Origin of the sequence: Neorhizobium tomejilense, from assembly GCF_964254135.1 — a bacterium.
Classification (GTDB): domain Bacteria; phylum Pseudomonadota; class Alphaproteobacteria; order Rhizobiales; family Rhizobiaceae; genus Neorhizobium; species Neorhizobium tomejilense.
In genome coordinates, this window is record NZ_CAXUSO020000002.1 from 1,461,051 (window position 1) to 1,479,661 (window position 18,611).

Here is an 18,611-nt window from a genome sequence, read left to right on the forward strand (position 1 = left end):
CTCAGAATTCCCCCAGATAGGCGCGACGGACGTTGGGGTCGGCAAGCACGGTTTCCGTCGGCCCCAGCGCCAGCAGTTTTCCATAGTCGAGCACCATCGTTTCGCTGCACATGGCGCGAATGAGCTCGACGTCGTGATCGATCACCAACACCTGCGCCCCGACTTCGGCGGGGATGCGCAATACGAGTTCGCGAAACATGCCGCCCTCCTCTTCGGTCAAGCCGGCCGCGGGCTCATCGAGCAGAATGAGTTTTGGATTGCCTACCACGCATTTGCCGAGCTCGACCAGACGGCGCTGGAACAGATTGAGCGACTGGCCCGACTTGTCGGCCACGGTGCGAAGGCCGACAAAATCAAGAGCTGCATCGACAGCCGCAGCACGTTGAAGTGGTGCGATCACGTGATCCGCGATTGCGATGAGATTGCCCGACACCGACAGATCCTCGACGACTTGCTCGGTCTGGAAAGACCGGCGAAGGCCGGCGCGAACGCGCTGCAGCGGGGCAAGGTCAAGGAGTTGATTGCCATTCAATGCGACGCTGCCACGAGCCGGCCTGACGAAACCGGAGAGAACATTGAGCAGGGTTGTCTTCCCCGCGCCGTTCGGGCCAATCAGGCCGGCGATCGGCGCAGCGAGTGTCGCCGTCAGTTCATTGATCGGCCTGACGCCGCCGAACTGGACGACGAGTTTTTCGATGGCGATCATCGCGCCCTCTCCTTTGCCCAACGGAATTGCAGCCGGGTGACCAGTGAGGCGATCTGCCCGGCAATGCCGGACGGTGCCGTCGCCAATGCCTGGAACAACGCAACACCGAAAATCCCGATGGTCACATACCCATCGATGCCGAGATCGGTCAGCAATGCCGGCACCGCCCGCAGCAGCAGCCCGGCTATCAGCGCCCCGTACCAGTTGTAGACGCCGCCGACGATTGCCAGCGCGAAGAGGTTCAAGCTCTCGAAGGCACCGAAGGCGCGGCCGTCTAGCTGACCGACGTTTCCGGCCAGCAGTGCACCGGCGACACCAGCGAGGAAGCCGCTGAGCGCGAATGCCCATGCCTTGTAGGTCAGCACATTGACGCCGCTGGCAATGGCGACCGTCTCGCCTTTGCGGATCAGAGCCCAGGCGCGGCCTGGTCGCCCCAGCTTATGCCATTGCGCGATCAGCAGAGCGATCGTCGCCGCAAGACAAACATAGAGAAAGTAGCTGACCGCTCCCTCGGCAATTCCAGGCCGTGGCAGCATGGCGCGGCCGGAACCGTCGGCGCGGCCGAGAAAACCATCGCCGCCGTCGGGAAAGCCCCAGGCGCTGATGATGATCTGAAACGCGCCCGCCAGCATCAGCGTGACAAGGGCAAGATAAAGCCCTCTCAGGCGCAGCGCCGGCAAACCGAAGGCAAGGCCGACCACGGAAGCGACGATACCTCCGGCCAGAAGGCTGACTTCGAACGGCGGGTGAAAGGCGTGGCCGACACGAAGGGTTACCCAGCCGCCAACCCCGACGAGCGCGAATTGGCAAAGCGAGACGAGACCGAGCTGCCCATAGAGAATCGCCAGCCCCGCCACCGAGAGCGACAGCGCCACCGCCGACGTTGCGGCCGACAGCCAGTAGGAATTGGCAAAACACATGACCACGGCGGCAAACAGTGCCATCGTCGCGGGAACATGGAGAAGCTGTTTAGGAAAGCGGCCCACCCAGGCGCGCCCCGGTGATGCCTGTATCGTCTGCTGCGAAGCCATCATCGGTCCTTCAACACGGCCTTGGCCGTACTCCCCAAGATCGTGACGGCGACAAGCGCGATAATGAAAGGTGCGGCTGCGCGATAGGGCGATATCCAGGCGACCGGCGTGAGCCCAGCTTCGGCAATACCGATCAGAAGCCCGGCTACGGCCGTTTGCCACAGCGAGCGCAACTGGCCGAGAATTGCAGCCGCGATCGCCGGGATGACCAGCAACGTCAGGAACGTGCCCTGAAGGCGAACGAGGTCGGCGAGCAGCAGTCCGGCGAAACCGGAGAAGACGCCGGTAATGACCCAAGCCGCCGTCTCGGTGTAGAGGATGCGAACGCCGAGGATTGCGCTCAGGTCCCGGTCGTTCGCCAGGGCTCGCATGTCAAGGCCAAGGCGGGTCCGATCGAGCAGCAGCGTGATCGCGCCGACCATGACGACGGCAAGCAGGATGGCGATGATGCGCGTGTAGGTCAGACGAACGCCGAAGAGGGAAACGAACATCTGATCGGTCGGAAACTGCAGGCGACGCGGCAGTTCCCCCCAGATGATCCCCATCAGGGCGATGAGCACGAGTGCCGGCGCCAATGTCCCGACGGCACGCACGACCGTATCGCGATGCGACAGCATGGGTGCAAAGATGCGCCCATAAAGGAAGCTGATGGCCGTGGACACGACGACGGCCGCCAGGATGGCGACGGCAAGCGGCATTTTCCATTCGAGAAGCTGCCAGGCGCAGTGAGCGCCGATAGCACCAAACGCGCCGAAGGCGAAGTTAAGGACCCCGGTTGCCCGAAAGAGGATGACAAGGCCGACGCCTGACAAGGCATAGACGGCCCCAATTCCGAGACCCGATATCAGAAATGGTAAAAAGGTCATGAGCGGATTCCGATGTGCGGCCGAAGAGACGGCGGGTAGCGTATCCCGTGGCTCGGACCACGGGATGTGCGCAATGCCCCAATTTACGGAGCTATTCCGGCGCTCTTTTCAAAGGCGCGGATGTCGGCCAACTCCGGATCGGGCGATGGCGCGCAATCGGAAATCACCTTCCACTTGCCACCCTCGCTGACCGCCATGCGCGTTGTCGAATTTGCATTGTGGCGCGGTTGACCATCGCCGAAGTACCAGGGCGCGCAGAAAATATCGCTGGCAAAGCCCTTGACCTGCCGGATGGCGGAACTGGTGCTTTTGCGCGTGATGTCCTTGGGATCAAGTGACATCAGTGCCTTCTCGGCAATCCGGGCGGCAAGATATCCGGCCTGGGCGAACGTGTCGCGCGGGTCGGAAGGCTTGCCATATTTGTCCATGACGGCAAGCCAATTCTGATTGTCGGGCGTCGCTGCTTCGAGATCGTTGAACTCCATGTTGACATAGAAGTTTCCATCCCAGCCTGCGCCGATTGTCCCAGGCACCGAAAGGTCGTAGGCCGATGCGGCACTCAGGAACTTGATGGTCTGGTTGAGCCCCTGTTCTTCGGCCGCGGTCAGAAGCGGGATTGTGACGCCCTTGGGTAGGCCGAGGATAATGACATCAGGCTTGGAAGCCGCCGCCTGCAGGATGATCGAGGTCGAGTCGGCCGTACCGGGATCCATCAGGATCGTATCCGCCGTGAAGCCTTTTTCCTTGGCCAGAGACTTAATGCCGTCGCAGGACCATGTACCGACGTTCGGGATGTTCGGACCGATGCAAACCACCGACTTTGCCTTGAGCTGATCCAATGCGTAGCCCATGGCGCCCAGCGTGGAGACGCGCGGTCCGGCATTCGTCGCGGCGTAGTTCTCGGCAAAGAAGCACTCGCGAGGAACGCCGACGCCAGCGACGACGACAATGCCGGATTTCTTGTAAAAATCCGCGTTCGCGCCACATTCGACAAAGCTCGAATTGCCGACCATCAGCACCGCCTTCTCGTCGTTGACGAGCTTGGCGGCCAGCTGAGCGGCCGTCTCAGGATTCCACTGATCGTCTTCGACCAGATATTTCACCGGGCGCCCTTTGATCCCGCCATTGGCGTTCAAGCAGTCGAAATAGGCCTTGGCGGCCCTTGTCGAGTTCGAAAAATCGTCCGGGCCGGTTTTGCCGGTGATCGCACCGATGACAATCGGTTCGCCGGTCGCGGCCTTGCCGGTGTTGTCGCCGCAGGACGCAGCGGCATGAGCACTGACTGCCGAAAGAAGCATCAGGCCGAGGCCGACCGCCAGCCCCCTCATATCTATTCTCATCGTTTCCTCCTCCAGTTTTCGTTGCTGCCCGCACTCCCCGCGGACGTCTTCCATCTTGGAATTCCTGCGTCAGCCGGCAATCGCCTTGCCTGTCATGAAGGCGGCGGCACGCGCGGCAATCATCATCACCGGCGCGTTGGTGTTGCCCGATACCAGCGTCGGCATCACCGATGCGTCGCATACCCTCAGACCCTCGACGCCGCGCACCTTCAGATCTGCCCCGACCACCGCCATCGGATCGTCTGGCCGCCCCATGCGTGCCGTTCCTGCCGGATGGAAAACGGTCTTGGCCGTCTGCCGGATGTAGTCTCGCAATGCCGCGGGATCACTTTCGACCCCGGGTTTCGGCAGGACGCGTCGCTTGATAAGCTTCGCAAGCGCTGGCGCATCCAGAATGCGGATCGCTGTCTCGACACCGCGCACCAGCGTATCTAGGTCGGCCGGCTCGGAGAGAAGATTAGCGTTGAAATCTGCCCTGTCGTTCGGATCGGCGCTTCTGAGGCAAATGGTACCGCGCGAGCGCGGCCGGAGGTAACAGGGACCGATGCTGAGACCATGGCCGGGTTCGGGATCGCGATCGACGAAGCCCACAAGAACCGGCAGGACATGGAACTGGACATCCGGCTGACCCGTGCCGGCCGTATCCACGAAGCCACCGCATTCGACGACGTTCGACGCAAGCAGGCCGCGATGCGACAGCAGATAGCGCGCCATATGCCCGACGGCGCGAATCCCGCTGTCATGCCCGAGGATGGAGATCGGCTCGTGCGTTTCACCTTGAACCGGCACTTCAAGATGATCCTGATAGTTTGCGCCGACGCCTGGCAGGTCCGCCACCACGTTGATGCCGTGGGAGCGGAGATGCTGGGCCTCGCCGATGCCCGATAGCTGCAGGATCTTGGGTGTCGCGATCGCACCTGCCGTCAGGGCGATTTCCTTGGAAGCGCTGAATATGGTGCCGTCCTGCAACTCGACGCCCGTGGCGCGCCGGCCCTCGAACAGAATGCGGGCGACCTTTCGTTCGGTCAGGATCGTGACGTTCGGCCGTGTCTCCGCGTCGCGTAGAAACGCCTGCGCGGAACTCCAACGACGCCCCCGGTATGTCGTACTCTGATAGAACCCCACGCCTTCCTGGTCCGCACCGTTGAAGTCCGAATTATAGGGAATGCCTACTTGAGTGGCTGCCTGGATGAAGGCTTCACTCAACGGATGGCGGTGACGAGGGTTCGAGACGTGCAGGCCACCGCTCTGGCCATGAAATTCGCCACTGAGGCTCTCGTTATTCTCCAGCGATCGGAAAGCCGGCAGCACATCGTCGTAGGACCAGCCGTGGCACCCCATCTGCGACCAGGTATCGTAGTCGTTCTTGTGGCCACGGATGTAGATCATCGCATTGACGGAACTGCCGCCGCCGAGCACGTTTCCCTGCGGGGTAATGCAAGGGCGGCCGTTGAGGCCCTTCTCCGGCTCGGAGGCATAGGGGTGAATGTCGACACCCTTGCCGAGAACCTTAAAGAAGGTCGCTGGAACATGGATCCAGCGGTCGGTGTCACGCCGACCGGATTCGATCAGCAGGACCTTATTTTCAGGGTTCTCGGAGAGCCGGTTTGCCAGCACACAGCCGGACGATCCGCCACCGACGATGATATAGTCGAAGTTCGCCATGGCTCAGCTCAACACCGTCTGGATCGTGGTGAATTCCTTCAGCCCTTCGGCGCCGAACTCGACACCGATGCCCGATTGCTTGACGCCGCCAAAGGGGGCGTTCGGCTGGATCGTTCCGTGCTTGTTGATCCATACCGAGCCGCATTCGAGCTGCATGGCATAGCGCTTGGCTTTTTCGGCGTCCGCCGACCAGACAGAGCCGCCAAGCCCGGCGGGATTGGTGTTGGCGCGGGCGATGACCTCGTCGATATCGGTGTAGCGAATGATCGGCAGTGCCGGCCCGAACTGCTCTTCGTCGACGAGACGAACACCATGGTCGACGTCGGCAACAAGCGTGATCGGATAGAAGTAACCCGGCCGATCGATCGGCGTGCCGCCGGCGAGAATTCGGCCTCCGTTGGCGCGCGCATCATCGACAAGTTCGCGAACTTTGTTGAACTGCATTTCGTTCTGGACCGGGCCAAGAATGCTGGTTTCGTCAAGGCCGTCGCCGATCACGATCCTTCCGGCGTAGTCGGCAAGCCGTGCGCAGACGTCTTCATAAATGCTGTCGTGCACGTAAAGGCGCTTCAGCGCTGCGCAGGTCTGGCCGTTGTTGATGAACGCTCCCCAGAACAGGCCCTCGGCGATCTGCGCAGGATCGGCATCGGGAAGAACGATACCGGCATCATTGCCGCCAAGCTCGAGCGTCAGGCGTTTCAACGTCGCGACTGCCGAAGCCATGACCTTCTTGCCGGTCTCGGTCGAGCCTGTGAAGGTCATCTTGGCGATGCCGTCATGAGCGGAAAGTGCTGCACCGATGCTGTTTTCGCCGGTGATGACATTGACGACGCCGGGCGGCAGCACTTCATTCATGATCTCGACAAGACGGATGGTCGAAAGTGGCGTCAGCGGCGAGGGCTTGATGATGACCGTATTGCCCGCTCGCACCGCCGGGACAATATGCCAGCAAGCGATCATCACCGGCCAGTTCCAGGGTGTGATCGAACCGACGACGCCAATCGGCTTGCGATGCAATTCGACACGGCCCTCATTGTCGTCCTGCAGGATTTCGATGGGCAGATTCAGCTCTGCCGTATGGCGTGTCCACGCAAGCGCGCCGCCGATTTCGAACCGGGAGCCGAGACCATTGAGAGGCTTGCCCTGCTCCAGCGTCAAAAGCCGCGCGAGCTCCTCGCCATTGGCTGCGATCTTTTCGGCAATGGCGCGGCAGGCGGCCTGGCGCTCTTCTTCCGACACCTGGCTCCAGGTCCGAAAGGCGACTGAGGCTGCGGCAACGGCATGGTCGAGATCCGCCGGCGTCGCCAGCGGCATCTGACCGACGATGTCGCCGGTCGATGGGTTGCGAACGTCGGCATAGGTTGCGGTGTCGATGCGTGCTCCGCCGATGAACAGACTGTACTGCTTCACGATTGGCTCCTCCCTGAGCTTTGGAAGGAGTATGACGGGCCAGAAGAAAGCCGTCTTGGGCAGGAGCGCGCCGCGACTTGGTCTGAAACGCAACAGGCCGGCGGCTTATCAAGTATTCAAACCGCACTATTGTGCGGTTAATGTCACCGGCCTGAGCAGATCGGTCGGCGCGCAGTCGAACAGATCCTTGAAGCTGCGATTGAAATAGGAAATATCATTGAAGCCGGCCGAATAGGCGACTTCCGCGATCGTCCTTGGGCTTCTTTGATCTTTGATCTGCGCGATCTTTTCACGCACGAGGCGCAACCGCTTGTCACGGATGACCGTGGTGCAGGTCATGCCAATACCTTGAAAATCCTGCTGCAACGTGCGGATGGATACCCCGATCCGTGTCGCCAGCCACTTGGCGCTGAGATCGCTCTCGGTCAGGTGTCGGTCGATCAGTATGTCGACCATTTCCAGCCGCCGCGAAGCGCTGTCGTTGAGAGCGGACATGGCGTCGCCGTTTGAGACGAAGGCCTGTCGCGTTGCATTGAACATCAGGTGCCGCAGATTGGCAGACGCTGCATCCGATGCCGAATTGGACATGATCTTCGCCACCAGCGCACGCAGCATCATTGCCATCGGGTCAAAGGCCTCGAGTTTGCGGGCGATGTCGAAATCGATCGGGCTTTCGGCATACATGATCTGGCGTGGCAGATGCAGCGACAGATGATTACTGAACTGTCCACCGAAATGAAATGTCGTGGGCCGGGTCGAGTCGACGAGAATGCAATCACCGACATCCAGGACTGCCTGGTGGCCGACGTGCTCGAGACCACAGGACCCTTCCAGTTGCATGATGAGAAAAAGGTGTTCATTGGCGTCTCGGCGAATGTCATCCCAATCCCGATGGACGCGATCGAGATCATTGGAAACATGGGCGAACTCCATCCCGCAGACATCGATACGTCGGGCTGCCCCCGTTACGGCCTTGCCGCTCTCCATTGCTTTCGGATTGAAGTTGCCGCAGATCGATTGGAGATCACTGGTCCATTGATCATAGGGAACGGTAGCCCATGCGTGTTGCATCAGGGCCTGATTGTTCAAGAGCTCCAACTCTGCCTCCCAACAGGGTCAGTCAACGACATGTCCGTCTCGCGCGGCTCTCCCACAAGCGCAAAAAGGCGGCAACACCTGAGACCGGTAGATGAAAGAGTGTCGAAGATCGATCGCCCTGTCAATATATTTCACATGTTAACTAGAAGTCGTCATCCCGACTCTTCTCACCAGCTATGTTTTGCCGCCGCCATTCACTGGGCGGCATACCGGTCCGCGCGCGGAAAAAGCGCGAAAAATAAGCGGCATCCTTCAAGCCCACCTCGTAGGCTATGTCCTCGAGCGATCGGATGGTGAAAAGCAACAGCCGCTTGGCCTCGAGCAGACGGCGCTCGGCAATCATGTCCTTGACGCCCTGGCCGAAAGCCATGTGCCCGGCCTTGGCAAGAAGATGCGGCGTGGTGCCGAGGCTCGAAACGTAGCGCGCAACCGGCCAGTTCTCACGAAAATGCCGGTCGATCAGCCGTCGAAGGTCACCAGCAAGCAGGCGTTGTGGCGATTGTGCCAGCATCGGCGCGTCGGACGCCAGGCGTCCGATCTGGGTCAGCATGGCGGCAACCAATGGTGAAAGGATCGTATCGGCCTGGCCTCTCCCCTCGGCGTACTCCTCCAGGATCAATTGCATGGTCCGCCGAAGTCTCTCCCATAGCGCCTCCGCGCCCTGCCCCGTTACCATCACCGGGCGATCCAGCGGCAGCGTCGTCTGACCGGCGATCGACGGCAGCAGACTGTCTGCGATCGACACGACGACCGCGTCTGAAACAAGCGGATCGACGTTGAAGCCGTGGATGACGCCGCTCGGCACGAAGCTGGCGGCAGGCGCCAAAAAGTCCAAACGTTGATCTTCTATGAAATAGGATCCGCTGCCGTTGGTCCAGAAAGTGACCTGTATCATCCGATCATGTTTATGGGCTCGAACCTGGCCGGAATGGAGATTTGCTCGCGCCATCACTGTTTCGACATGAAGAAACCCGATCTCCAAAGGGCGATCCGGCTCGCCGTAGACAAAGAAATTTGGGACGATGTCGTTCATGCTGGCCGCCGTAAAAAGTACAAGTGATTTCCCCATTCTGTCCATGGTGGAAGGCGAATGCAAGGACTAGCATTTGTCTCATATCAAGGGAGGACGACATGCGATCAGAAAATTTCCGGGCCGATACCAAGCGGCCCTTCACCGGTGAGGAATATCTGGCATCCCTGCGTGACGGGCGGGAGGTGTACATCAATGGTGAGCGTGTCAAGGACGTGACCGCGCATCCCTCGATGCGCAATTCCGCCCGCTCGCTCGCCAGGCTTTACGATGCGCTGCATGCGGAAAAGACCAAGGAAAGGTTGACATCGCCGACCGACACCGGCTCGGGAGGCTACACCCACAAATATTTCCGCGTCGCAAAATCCTGCGCTGATCTTGTCGCCCAGCAGGGCGCGATCGCCGACTGGGCCCGAATGTCCTATGGATGGATGGGCCGGACCGCTGACTACAAGGCGGCATTGATGAATACGCTGGGCGCCAATGCCGACTGGTATGGTCCCTTCAAGGACAATGCGCTCGCCTGGCACAAGCGCGCCCAGGAAGCGGCCCTTTTCATGAACCACGCAATCGTCAACCCGCCGATTGACCGCCACAAGCCGTCCGACGCGGTGAAGGACGTGTTCGTTCATATCACCAAGGAAACCGATGCAGGCATCTATGTCTCGGGCGCCAAGGTGGTCGCGACGTCCTCGGCGCTGACACACTACAATTTCCTGGCGCAAAGCTCGGCGACGGTTACGGAAGACCCGTCGCTATCGGTGATGTTCATCGTCCCGATGAATGCGCCCGGCATCAAGATGTTCTGCCGCGTCTCCTATGAGGAAACGGCAAATCGTGTCGGCACGCCGTTCGACTACCCGCTCTCTTCCCGCTTCGATGAGAACGATGCCATCCTGGTTCTGGACAACGTCTTCATCCCTTGGGAGGACGTGCTGGTTCTGCGCGATGCGCCGAAAATCCTGTCCTTCCATCCCGCTTCCGGCTTCATGCACGGCTACTGCTTCCAGGGCTGCACGCGTTTCGCCGTCAAACTGGATTTCCTGGCAGGCCTGCTCGCCAAGGCTTTGCGGGCGACCGGCGGCGATGCCTTCCGCGGCAATCAGGCCGCGCTTGGTGAGGTCATTGCATTGCGTCACATGTTCTGGAGCTTCTCCAACGCGATGGCCTACAATCCGATCCCGTGGGCAAACGGCTCGGTGCTGCCCAATCTGGAGGCGGCTCTTGCCTATCGCACCTTCATGTCGGAAGCCTATCCCCGCGTCATCGAGACGGTGCGCAAGGTCGTTGCCTCGGGCCTGATCTACCTGCCATCCTCGGCCAAGGATTTCGGCAATCCGGAGATCGACCGTTATCTCGGCCAGTATGTGCGCGGCTCCAACGACATGGGCCATATTGAACGCATCAAGATCATGAAACTGCTCTGGGATGCGACCGGAACCGAGTTCGGCGGACGGCATGCGCTATATGAGCTGAATTATGCCGGTGCGCCGGAAGAAGTCCGACTTCAGGTGCTGAAGGGGGCCGAGCGTGGTGGACGGTTGCGCGAAATGGAGGCCCTGGTTGACACCTGCATGAGCGACTACGACGAAAACGGCTGGACCGGCGATACCTGGCTGCCGCCGATCGGTGCTGCAGACCCGTTCAAGTCTGCCGCTGAATAGGAGGCGACCATGGAGGAGGCCTTTTCCAAAACCGAGTTCCGCAACGCCATGGCGCGCGTCTGCGCGCCGGTCAACGTCATCACCACCAACGGACCCGCCGGTCGCGGCGGGTTCACCGCCACGGCCATGTGCAGCGTGACGGACGAGCCGCCGACGCTTCTCGTCTGCATGAACAACCGTTCAGCCCAGACCGCCCTCTTCGTCGAGAACCGCCGCTTCTGCGTCAATGTGCTGACCGGCGAGCACAAGGACCTTGCCGGATATTTCGCGGGCCAGCAGGCCGACATGGAGGCTCGTTATGCCGCCGCGGAGTGGATCAACCTTCGCTCCGGCAACCAGGCGCTTGCCGATGCGATTGTTTCCTTCGACTGCCGGCTGGTCGATGCGCGCCTCGTCGGCACCCACAACATCTTCATCGGCGAGGTCGTTGAAATCCGGACACGCAAGGATGGCCATGCGCTTCTCTATTTCGATCGCAACTACGTGCACGTGCCGACCCAGACGGGAAGCTTCGGTGGCTGAGGCGCGCTCGATGTCAGCCGCCCAGCCTGATATCGAGCGAGACCGGGTCCCGGAATTCCCAGCCCTTGACGACCACAGGCCCGACATCGCGAAGGGCGATGTCGGGCGCATTCTCGATAAGATAACGAAGCGCAACGGTGATCTGCTGGCGGGCAAACCAGCGGCCGGCACAGAAATGATGGCCGAAACCAAAAGCGGCGTGCGAACCTTCGGAGTGGCGGATATCGAAGCGTCCAGGATCGGTGAAGCGGCTCTCGCAATGGGACGCCGATGCAAGCACCGCCGCCACCGCCTGCCCGGCCGGGATCGTAACGCCGCCAAGACCGACGTCGTGCGTCGTCTGCCGCGTCTGGGTGCCGATCGGGGTGACCCAGCGCAGGCCCTCGTCGACGGCGCGCGGTAACAAATTGGCAATGTCCGCCTTCACCGCCGCGAACTGTTCGGCATTCTGCAGAAGCCCGGCCATGATCGAGCCTGCTCCGTGCCCGGGCTCCTGCATACCGCCGAGGAGAAGAACCTTGATGGTCGGCAGCAGGAATTCGAGGGCGCGCGTCTCGCCCTCGGGCATACCATCGTGCAGCATATGAGACAGGGCAGAACCGTCCGGCTCTGCGATAATGCGTGCCATGATCGGCTCCACGACCCTGCTGATCTCGGCGCTGACGGCATCGGCGATTTCCTGGCGTTCGGGATCGCACTCGAAATTGATCGCGCCTTGTGCCAACCCAAAGAACCAGCGGCGCAGGGTTTCGAGGTCCACATCCTGCAGACCGAGCGAGCGAGTGAGGCTGAGAATGGAGATCGGTTCGAAATAGTCCGCCATCAGATTGCCGCCCCGGGCTTCGCGCAGGCGCGATAGACGATCCTGCGCGATGGGAAGCACGAGATCATCCATATAGGTGGCGACCCGTTTCGGGTGATATTTTGGATCGACGCCGCTGCGCAGGTTCTTGTGAACCGGACCGTCGGTCGTGAGGATCGTGGGCTTCCCCCAGGTCCGGTCGAGCGGCGAACTCGCCACTTCGGCCGAGAACAGCTCAGGGCTTCTGGAGACCAGCTCGACATCCTTGAAGCGTGTCACGAACCAGAGGTTTACTGCGCGGGAACATAGGCGATCGGTGCCTCCCTTCGCAGTCGCTCGTAGATGGGATAAGGATCGGCCTCCAGTGCCTCAACTGTGATCTCCTTTGCGAATGTCATGGCGTGCTCTCCTCCCCCGAATGCTTTGCTCCGCACGAAGTCCTAGAGCTGGATCCAGGCCGTCTTCAGATTGTGATATTTGTCCATGGCATGCAGCGACTTGTCGTGTCCGTTGCCTGACTGGCGGATGCCGCCGAGCGGCACGGTGTTGTCGGCGCCGCCATAGGTGTTGACGTGGACGACGCCGGCCTTGACCCCTCGCACCATGCGATGGGCGCGCGACAGATTGCCGGTCCACACGGCTGAAGCGAGGCCATAGGGCGTGGCGTTCGCAATGTTGAGTGCATCCGTCTCGTCATCGAACGGGATAATGGCGAGGATCGGCCCGAAAACTTCCTCTTTGGCCAGCGTCATCTCCGGCGTCACGTCGAAAACGGTCGGCTGCATATAGAAACCGCCGGTTTCCTGAAGAATGCGCCCGCCGCCGGTTCTCAGTCTTGCCCCTTCGGACAGCGCCTGGTCGGCGAAACCGAGGTCCTTCTCGAGTTGGATGTCGCTGGAGATGGCGCCGGATTCCGTCGAGAGCAACAGCGGATCACCAACCTTTATCTTCGCGGCAATCGCTGAAACCCGTTCTGCGAAGGCTTCGTGGATCGACCGCTCGACCAGGAGCCTCGACCCGGCAACGCAAACCTGTCCCGAGTTTCTGAAGATGCCGAACGCCGACACCTTTGCGGCCTGTTCGAGGTCCGGAGCATCTGCGAAGACGATATTGGGGGATTTGCCGCCCAGTTCGAGATAGACCCGTTTCAGGTTGGAGCGCGCCGAATATTCGAGTAACCGGCGTCCGACGCCACCGGAGCCGGTGAAGACGAGAACATCGATATCGCCATGGAGGCCGATCGCTTCGCCGGCGACCGTGCCGCGGCCGGTGACGACATTGAACACTCCCTCCGGCAGGTCGGCTTCAGCGCACAGTGCCGCCAGTTTCAGAAGGCTGAGCGATGCGCCTTCGGCCGGCTTCAGCACGACCGAGTTGCCGGCCGCCAGCGCTGGCGCGATTTTCCAGGCGCCAATCATCATCGGGAAATTCCACGGCACGATAGCGGCGACGACGCCAACGGGCTCGCGGTGAATGAGGCCGAGAACACTTTCGGAGGTGGGCGCAATCTCCCCATAGACCTTATCAAGCGCTTCGGCGTAATAGCGGAAGGTGGCGGCCGCGCTGCCGGGCTCGGCCTTCAGGGCCATGCTGATTTCCGTCCCGTTGTCGCGCACGCCGAGCACCGCCAATTCAAGCGCATCGCGCTCTATCAGCTCGGCGATCCGGAAGAGGATTTTCTTGCGCTCGGCGGGCGCTGCCTTCGACCACGTGCCTTTCTCGAAAGCGGCGCGCGCAGCCTTGACGGCCAGATCGACATCGACTGCGCCGGCATCGCCAATGGTCGTCAATTTCGCTCCGTCGATCGGTGAGATGACATCCATTGTCGCGTCGCTTAACGGTGCACGCCATTCGCCGCCAATGAACAGCGATTGCGGCGAGACGACGCCCGAGCGGAGTTGGTCGATCTTGTCCTGCATCTCAATCTCCTCACGAAAGAAAAATGGCGGACCAGCGTCCGCCATCATGATCCTGATATGTCAGGCTTCCTGTCCGGCGCCGAGCCGGGCAAAACCGGCAGCATCTTCCGACTTCAAACGGGCAGCCGCAATCAAGCCGACAATGGCGGCAATCACCACCAGGCCCGGCAGAAGCACGGCGAGCACGCCGCTTGCGCCGGCGATCGCGCCGAAATTCACAGTGATATAGTAGACTAGTCCCAGAAGGATGATTCCTGTGATCACCGGCAGGACCTTGGTCACCAGAACATTGCCTTCGAGGCCGGGATTGCGGCTGAAGAAGGCGACGATGGCGAATGCGGTGAACGCCATCAGCAGGATGATTGCAAGCGTGCCGACATTGGTGAGCCACGAGAAGAGGGCAAGCACCGGATCCTGCCTGGTAAAGGCGAAGAGCGCGATGACCAGAGCGGCGATAATCGTCTGGATCACCGAACCGACATGCGGGCTCTGGAAGACGGGGTGGGTCACACCAACAGATTTCGGCAGCAAGCCTTCACGACCGGCGACATACATGTAGCGGGCGACACCGTTGTGAAAGGCGAGAACGCCGGCAAACAAGCTGGTGACGAAGAGGACGTTCATGACCAAGACGACCCAGTTGCCGACATAGCGTTCAGCGAGGCCGAACAAGAACGTCGTCGGATCGGCAAGGCCCTGCAGTTCGGGAACGAGCTTGTCGGCGCCGGCGCCGCTCACCATCAACCAGGAGGTCAGCATGTAAAAAAGGCCGATGATCACCACCGAGATGTAGGTCGCACGCGGTACCGTCTTGTGTGGCTCACGGGCTTCTTCGCTGTAGATGGTAGTGGCTTCGAAGCCGATGAAGGCGGCAAAGCAGAAGAGGATACCGATGGCCGGCGTGCCGCTCACAAACGCGGTGGGTGTGAAGGCGGCGGCCGAGAGGCCGCTGTCGCCGCCCTTGAAGAAGATTGCGGCGTCAATGATCAGCACCACGAGATATTCTAGAATGACGAGAACCGTTAGCACCTTGGCCGAAAGATCGACGCGGCGATAGCCGAAAACGGCGACGATCGCGATGCCGATATAGGTCCAAACCCACCAGGGGAGTGTTAGGCCGAGGCCTGCAAAGAGACCCGAAGTCGCTGCGCCGAACAGGCCGAATACGCCGATCTGCATGGCATTATACGCGAGAATGGCGATCAGCGCCGCGGCACCTCCCATCATGCCGCCCAGGCCCTGGGCCGTATAGGCATAGAATGCGCCGGCGTTGCGGATGTGGCGGGCCATGGCAACATAGCCGATCGAAAAAAGCAGCAGGATCAGTGTGACCAGCAGAAAGGTCAGCGGAATGCCCGCGCCGTTGCCTAGCATCATCGACAGAGGCACACCGCCGGCGACCGCCGTGAGCGGTGCTGCGGCTGAAACCACCAGAAACGTCACGGCGCCTACACCGAGACTGTTTTTGCGCAGCTGGTTTTCACCTGCGCCTGTTGAGAGTTGATTGCCCATTTTGCTTAAGTTCCCCTTGTTTCAACTATCCGATTGCGCTTCGGGAAAACGCGTTCTCCCAAAATCGCCGTCATTCGAACCGGACTGATCTGCCGCGTTTTTCTTTTGCTCCTGGCCGCTCGCAGGTCAGCGCATATGAATGGTTCATATATTGAACCAATGCTTCAAATATAGACTTGCAAAAATGCGCTCCACCTGTCAAGTTATTTCGCGTGTTAAGTAGTTTGGCCAGAATGGAGGATCCGGCATCGACGGCGATGACCCGGACAGGTGCCAGTAACGCTGACCGGCATCGAACGACGACCGAGTAAAAGAGGAAACCACATGAGCACCGTCGGAAAAGCACTGTCCTTGCTGGACAGCCTGTCGCAGCTCAACCAGGAAGCGGGATTGACGGACATCGCCCGTCTCTGCGACCTCGACAAGGCGACAGCCCGCCGCCTGCTTGTCGAGTTGGAAAAGCATGGCTTCGTCGAGCAGGATCTCGAGACGCGCAGGTACCGGATCGGTTCAGCGCCGGTTCGTCTGGCGCGGATTCGCGAGGCCCGCTATCCGTTCCTGCGAGTCGCCATCCCTCTCGTAAGGGAGCTCGCTGAAAAGTCTGAGGAAACTGTTCATCTCGCCGAATTCAGCGGCAGCACACTTTCGACGATCCATGTCGAGGACTCACCGCGCGCTCACCGGGTCATCGTCGAGATCGGCACGCGCCTGCCTTTCCACGCTACGGCATCAGGCCTCGCCTATCTGGCTTTCTCCGATGAGAAATACATCGAGTCGGCCCTGTCGCAACCACTGAAAGCCTTTACCGAGCACACCGTGACTGATCCGGCCGCCGTCCGCAAAATGATAGACGAAACGCTCGCGCGCGGATTTTCGATCAGCAGCCAGGGCCTCGAGGTCGGTGTCGTCAGCACTGGCGCTCCCATTCTTTCGCCGACCGGACAACCGATCGGCTCCGTCACCATCGCGGCGCCGCTGGTGCGTGCGCGCGCGGCCACTCTGGCTAGCTTCGGAGCAGCCGTCGCCGACGCAGCCAAACGCATCTCAGAAAAATACTACGGCCCCGAACGGCCTTCAGGAACAAGAACGCAAACAAAGAGGACCGGTTGAATGCGCCCAGCAGAGTCTTTGCCAGAACAAACACGCCTGCCCAGCATCCTTGTGATTGGAACCGGTGACACCAAATCCGACGAGCTTCAGTTCATGGCGGGCATCATCCGCGACGCTGGCGCAAAACCGGTCATGGTCGACGTCAGTATTCTGTCAGATCCGCCTTACACACCTGATTATTCCAGGCACGACATCGCCAAATCGGCGGGAAGTTCGATTGAAGCGATCATCAACAGCGGCGACGAAAATTCAGCGATGGGGCTGATGTCAGCCGGCGCTACGGCTCTTGTTGGAAGGCTGCATGCGACGGGAAAGGCCGATGGCATCATTGTTCTCGGCGGCTCCATGGGTACGGACCTGGCGCTTGATGTGGCGGCCGCTCTGCCGCTCTGCGTTCCCAAATTCGTGGTCTCGACGATTGCCTATTCGCATCTCGTGCCGCCGGAGCGCATTGCTCCGGACCTGATGATGATACTGTGGGCCGGTGGGCTTTACGGATTGAACGATATCTGCCGCGCCGTGCTTTCCCAGGCCTGCGGCGCCGTCGTTGGGGCCGCCCGCTCCAGCGTGAAGCCCAAGGCAGACCGGCCATTGATCGGAGTGACTTCCCTCGGTTCCACCTGCCTCAAATACATGAAACATCTGAAGCCGGAGCTCGAAAAGCGCGGCTATGAGGTCGCAGTATTCCACTCGACCGGCATGGGCGGACGGGCCTTCGAGGCGATTGCCGCGCAGAAAGGCTTTGCCGCGGTGTTCGACTTCTGCATGCAGGAAGTCGTCAACCACCAGAATGGCACCGTGGTCACCTCCGGTCCTGACCGCATGGAAAATGCGGGCCGCGCAGGCATACCGCAGATCGTCGCGCCCGGCGCGGTCGATATGGTGGACCTGCCCGCATGGCAGCCCCTGCCGGCAGCACTTGCCGACCGACCTTATCACGCACACAACCGGCTGATCGGCTCGGTCACCACCTCGCCGGAAGGACGCCGGGCGACGGCTGCGCTGATCGGAGAAAAACTTGGCGGAGCGAAGGCGCCGGTCGCCCTGATCCTGCCGCTTGCAGGCATACAGGAATGGGACCAGCCAGGCGAACCATTGCATGATCCGGAAGGCCTTTCAGCCTTTATCGACGCGATGCGCCTGGCCCTCCCCCAATCCGTCGACTTGCATGAGGTCGATGGCCACATCAACTCCCCCCAATTCTCCACAAAAGCCCTTGCCGTATTCGATGCGTGGGTTGCACAGGGCATCATCCCGGAAGGCAGGCCATGACAGGTGATCGCGCACTCATCCTCGATTTCGGCGGCGTCGTCACCCGCACGCTGTTCGAAACGCACGACGTCACCGAGCGGGCGCTTGGCCTTGCCGCCGGCACACTCACCTGGCGCGGTCCGTTCGACACAACCACCGATCCACTCTGGGTATCGATGCAGAACCGTGAGATCACCGAACGCGACTACTGGATGACACGGACCGCAGAAGTCGGCCGGCTGGTCGGTGAGGATTGGACCGACATGAAGACCTTCGTCCAGCGGGCGCGCGGCGCCGATGCCGATCTCGTGCTGCGTCCGGAGGCGGCAGACGCCATCACCCGCGCCAAGGCCGCCGGCCTGCGGCTCGCCATCCTTTCGAATGAACTCGATCTTTTCTACGGTGTCGAATTTCGCAAGCGCTTCCCGCTGATTGATCTCTTCGACGTTATCGTCGATGCCACCTACACCAAGATCCTGAAACCGGATCCGCGCGCCTATGAACAGGTGATCGCCGAGGTCGGGCTTCCGCGCGAAGCCTGCGTCTTCGTCGACGATCAGCCGAAGAACATTGAGGGCGCCACCGCCGTCAAACTTCCCAACGTCCATTTCGACGTTACTCGCCCCGCGGACGGCTATGCCCGCGCCCTTTCCATGCTTGGACTTTGAACGAAGAGGACTGCGAT

The 18,611-nt window shown here is 60.8% G+C and carries 16 protein-coding genes; 5 read left to right on the forward strand and 11 right to left on the reverse strand.

Features of this window, described 5'->3' with window-relative positions; genetic code table 11:
• Position 1 precedes the first annotated feature (1 nt).
• The 8 genes from ACSQ3G_RS29650 to ACSQ3G_RS29685 all read right to left on the reverse strand — a co-directional run bounded on the left by ACSQ3G_RS29650 (position 2) and on the right by ACSQ3G_RS29685 (position 9,194).
• The gene (locus ACSQ3G_RS29650; RefSeq protein WP_436112845.1) at positions 2-706 is read right to left on the reverse strand and encodes an ABC transporter ATP-binding protein; all 705 of its coding nucleotides are present in this window, start codon (positions 704-706) and stop codon (positions 2-4) included.
• The gene (locus tag ACSQ3G_RS29655) at positions 703-1,740 is read right to left on the reverse strand and encodes a branched-chain amino acid ABC transporter permease (RefSeq protein ID WP_436112846.1); all 1,038 of its coding nucleotides are present in this window, start codon (positions 1,738-1,740) and stop codon (positions 703-705) included. The genes ACSQ3G_RS29650 and ACSQ3G_RS29655 overlap by 4 nt, the downstream gene beginning before the upstream one ends.
• The gene (locus ACSQ3G_RS29660) at positions 1,737-2,603 is read right to left on the reverse strand and encodes a branched-chain amino acid ABC transporter permease (protein WP_436112847.1); all 867 of its coding nucleotides are present in this window, start codon (positions 2,601-2,603) and stop codon (positions 1,737-1,739) included. The genes ACSQ3G_RS29655 and ACSQ3G_RS29660 overlap by 4 nt, the downstream gene beginning before the upstream one ends.
• Positions 2,604-2,686: 83 nt before the next feature.
• On the reverse strand, positions 2,687-3,943 hold the full coding sequence (locus tag ACSQ3G_RS29665) for an ABC transporter substrate-binding protein (protein ID WP_436112848.1): 1,257 nt from the start codon (positions 3,941-3,943) through the stop codon (positions 2,687-2,689).
• Positions 3,944-4,012: 69 nt separating this feature from the next.
• Positions 4,013-5,608 carry a GMC family oxidoreductase gene (locus tag ACSQ3G_RS29670; protein ID WP_436112849.1) on the reverse strand — a complete coding sequence of 532 codons (1,596 nt, stop codon included), beginning with the start codon at positions 5,606-5,608 and terminating at the stop codon, positions 4,013-4,015.
• Positions 5,609-5,611: 3 nt separating this feature from the next.
• Positions 5,612-7,018, reverse strand: coding sequence for an aldehyde dehydrogenase family protein (locus tag ACSQ3G_RS29675; RefSeq protein ID WP_436112850.1), 1,407 nt, complete (start codon positions 7,016-7,018; stop codon positions 5,612-5,614).
• A 126-nt stretch (positions 7,019-7,144) separates the two neighbouring features.
• Complete coding sequence (locus ACSQ3G_RS29680) at positions 7,145-8,089, reverse strand: helix-turn-helix domain-containing protein (RefSeq protein WP_436113232.1); 945 nt, start codon at positions 8,087-8,089, stop codon at positions 7,145-7,147.
• A gap of 169 nt (positions 8,090-8,258) precedes the next feature.
• Positions 8,259-9,194 (reverse strand): helix-turn-helix domain-containing protein, encoded by a 936-nt coding sequence (locus ACSQ3G_RS29685; RefSeq protein WP_436113233.1) that lies wholly within the window; start codon positions 9,192-9,194, stop codon positions 8,259-8,261.
• A 53-nt stretch (positions 9,195-9,247) separates the two neighbouring features.
• Here ACSQ3G_RS29685 and ACSQ3G_RS29690 point away from each other — a divergent pair, with 53 nt between their 5' ends.
• On the forward strand, positions 9,248-10,810 hold the full coding sequence (locus ACSQ3G_RS29690) for a 4-hydroxyphenylacetate 3-hydroxylase N-terminal domain-containing protein (RefSeq protein ID WP_436112851.1): 1,563 nt from the start codon (positions 9,248-9,250) through the stop codon (positions 10,808-10,810).
• A gap of 9 nt (positions 10,811-10,819) precedes the next feature.
• On the forward strand, positions 10,820-11,332 hold the full coding sequence (locus ACSQ3G_RS29695; protein ID WP_436112852.1) for a flavin reductase: 513 nt from the start codon (positions 10,820-10,822) through the stop codon (positions 11,330-11,332).
• Positions 11,333-11,345: 13 nt separating this feature from the next.
• Here ACSQ3G_RS29695 and ACSQ3G_RS29700 read toward each other — a convergent pair whose 3' ends face one another.
• The 3 genes from ACSQ3G_RS29700 to ACSQ3G_RS29710 form a co-directional block, all read right to left on the reverse strand.
• Complete coding sequence (locus ACSQ3G_RS29700) at positions 11,346-12,413, reverse strand: cytochrome P450 (RefSeq protein ID WP_436112853.1); 1,068 nt, start codon at positions 12,411-12,413, stop codon at positions 11,346-11,348.
• 161 nt (positions 12,414-12,574) lie between these two features.
• Positions 12,575-14,053 (reverse strand): aldehyde dehydrogenase, encoded by a 1,479-nt coding sequence (locus ACSQ3G_RS29705; RefSeq protein ID WP_436112854.1) that lies wholly within the window; start codon positions 14,051-14,053, stop codon positions 12,575-12,577.
• Between the two features lie 60 nt (positions 14,054-14,113).
• Complete coding sequence (locus ACSQ3G_RS29710; protein ID WP_436112855.1) at positions 14,114-15,565, reverse strand: APC family permease; 1,452 nt, start codon at positions 15,563-15,565, stop codon at positions 14,114-14,116.
• Positions 15,566-15,889: 324 nt separating this feature from the next.
• Between ACSQ3G_RS29710 and ACSQ3G_RS29715 the strand changes: the two genes are divergently transcribed.
• The 3 genes from ACSQ3G_RS29715 to ACSQ3G_RS29725 are packed head-to-tail and all read left to right on the forward strand — an operon-like array spanning position 15,890 to position 18,594.
• Positions 15,890-16,675: an IclR family transcriptional regulator gene (locus ACSQ3G_RS29715; RefSeq protein ID WP_436112856.1), complete on the forward strand. Its 786-nt coding sequence runs from the start codon at positions 15,890-15,892 to the stop codon at positions 16,673-16,675.
• A complete protein-coding gene (locus tag ACSQ3G_RS29720) occupies positions 16,676-17,947 on the forward strand; it encodes a Tm-1-like ATP-binding domain-containing protein (protein WP_436112857.1) in 1,272 nt (423 codons plus the stop codon).
• Positions 17,944-18,594, forward strand: coding sequence for an HAD family hydrolase (locus ACSQ3G_RS29725; RefSeq protein ID WP_168293681.1), 651 nt, complete (start codon positions 17,944-17,946; stop codon positions 18,592-18,594). The genes ACSQ3G_RS29720 and ACSQ3G_RS29725 overlap by 4 nt, the downstream gene beginning before the upstream one ends.
• Positions 18,595-18,611: the final 17 nt, after the last annotated feature.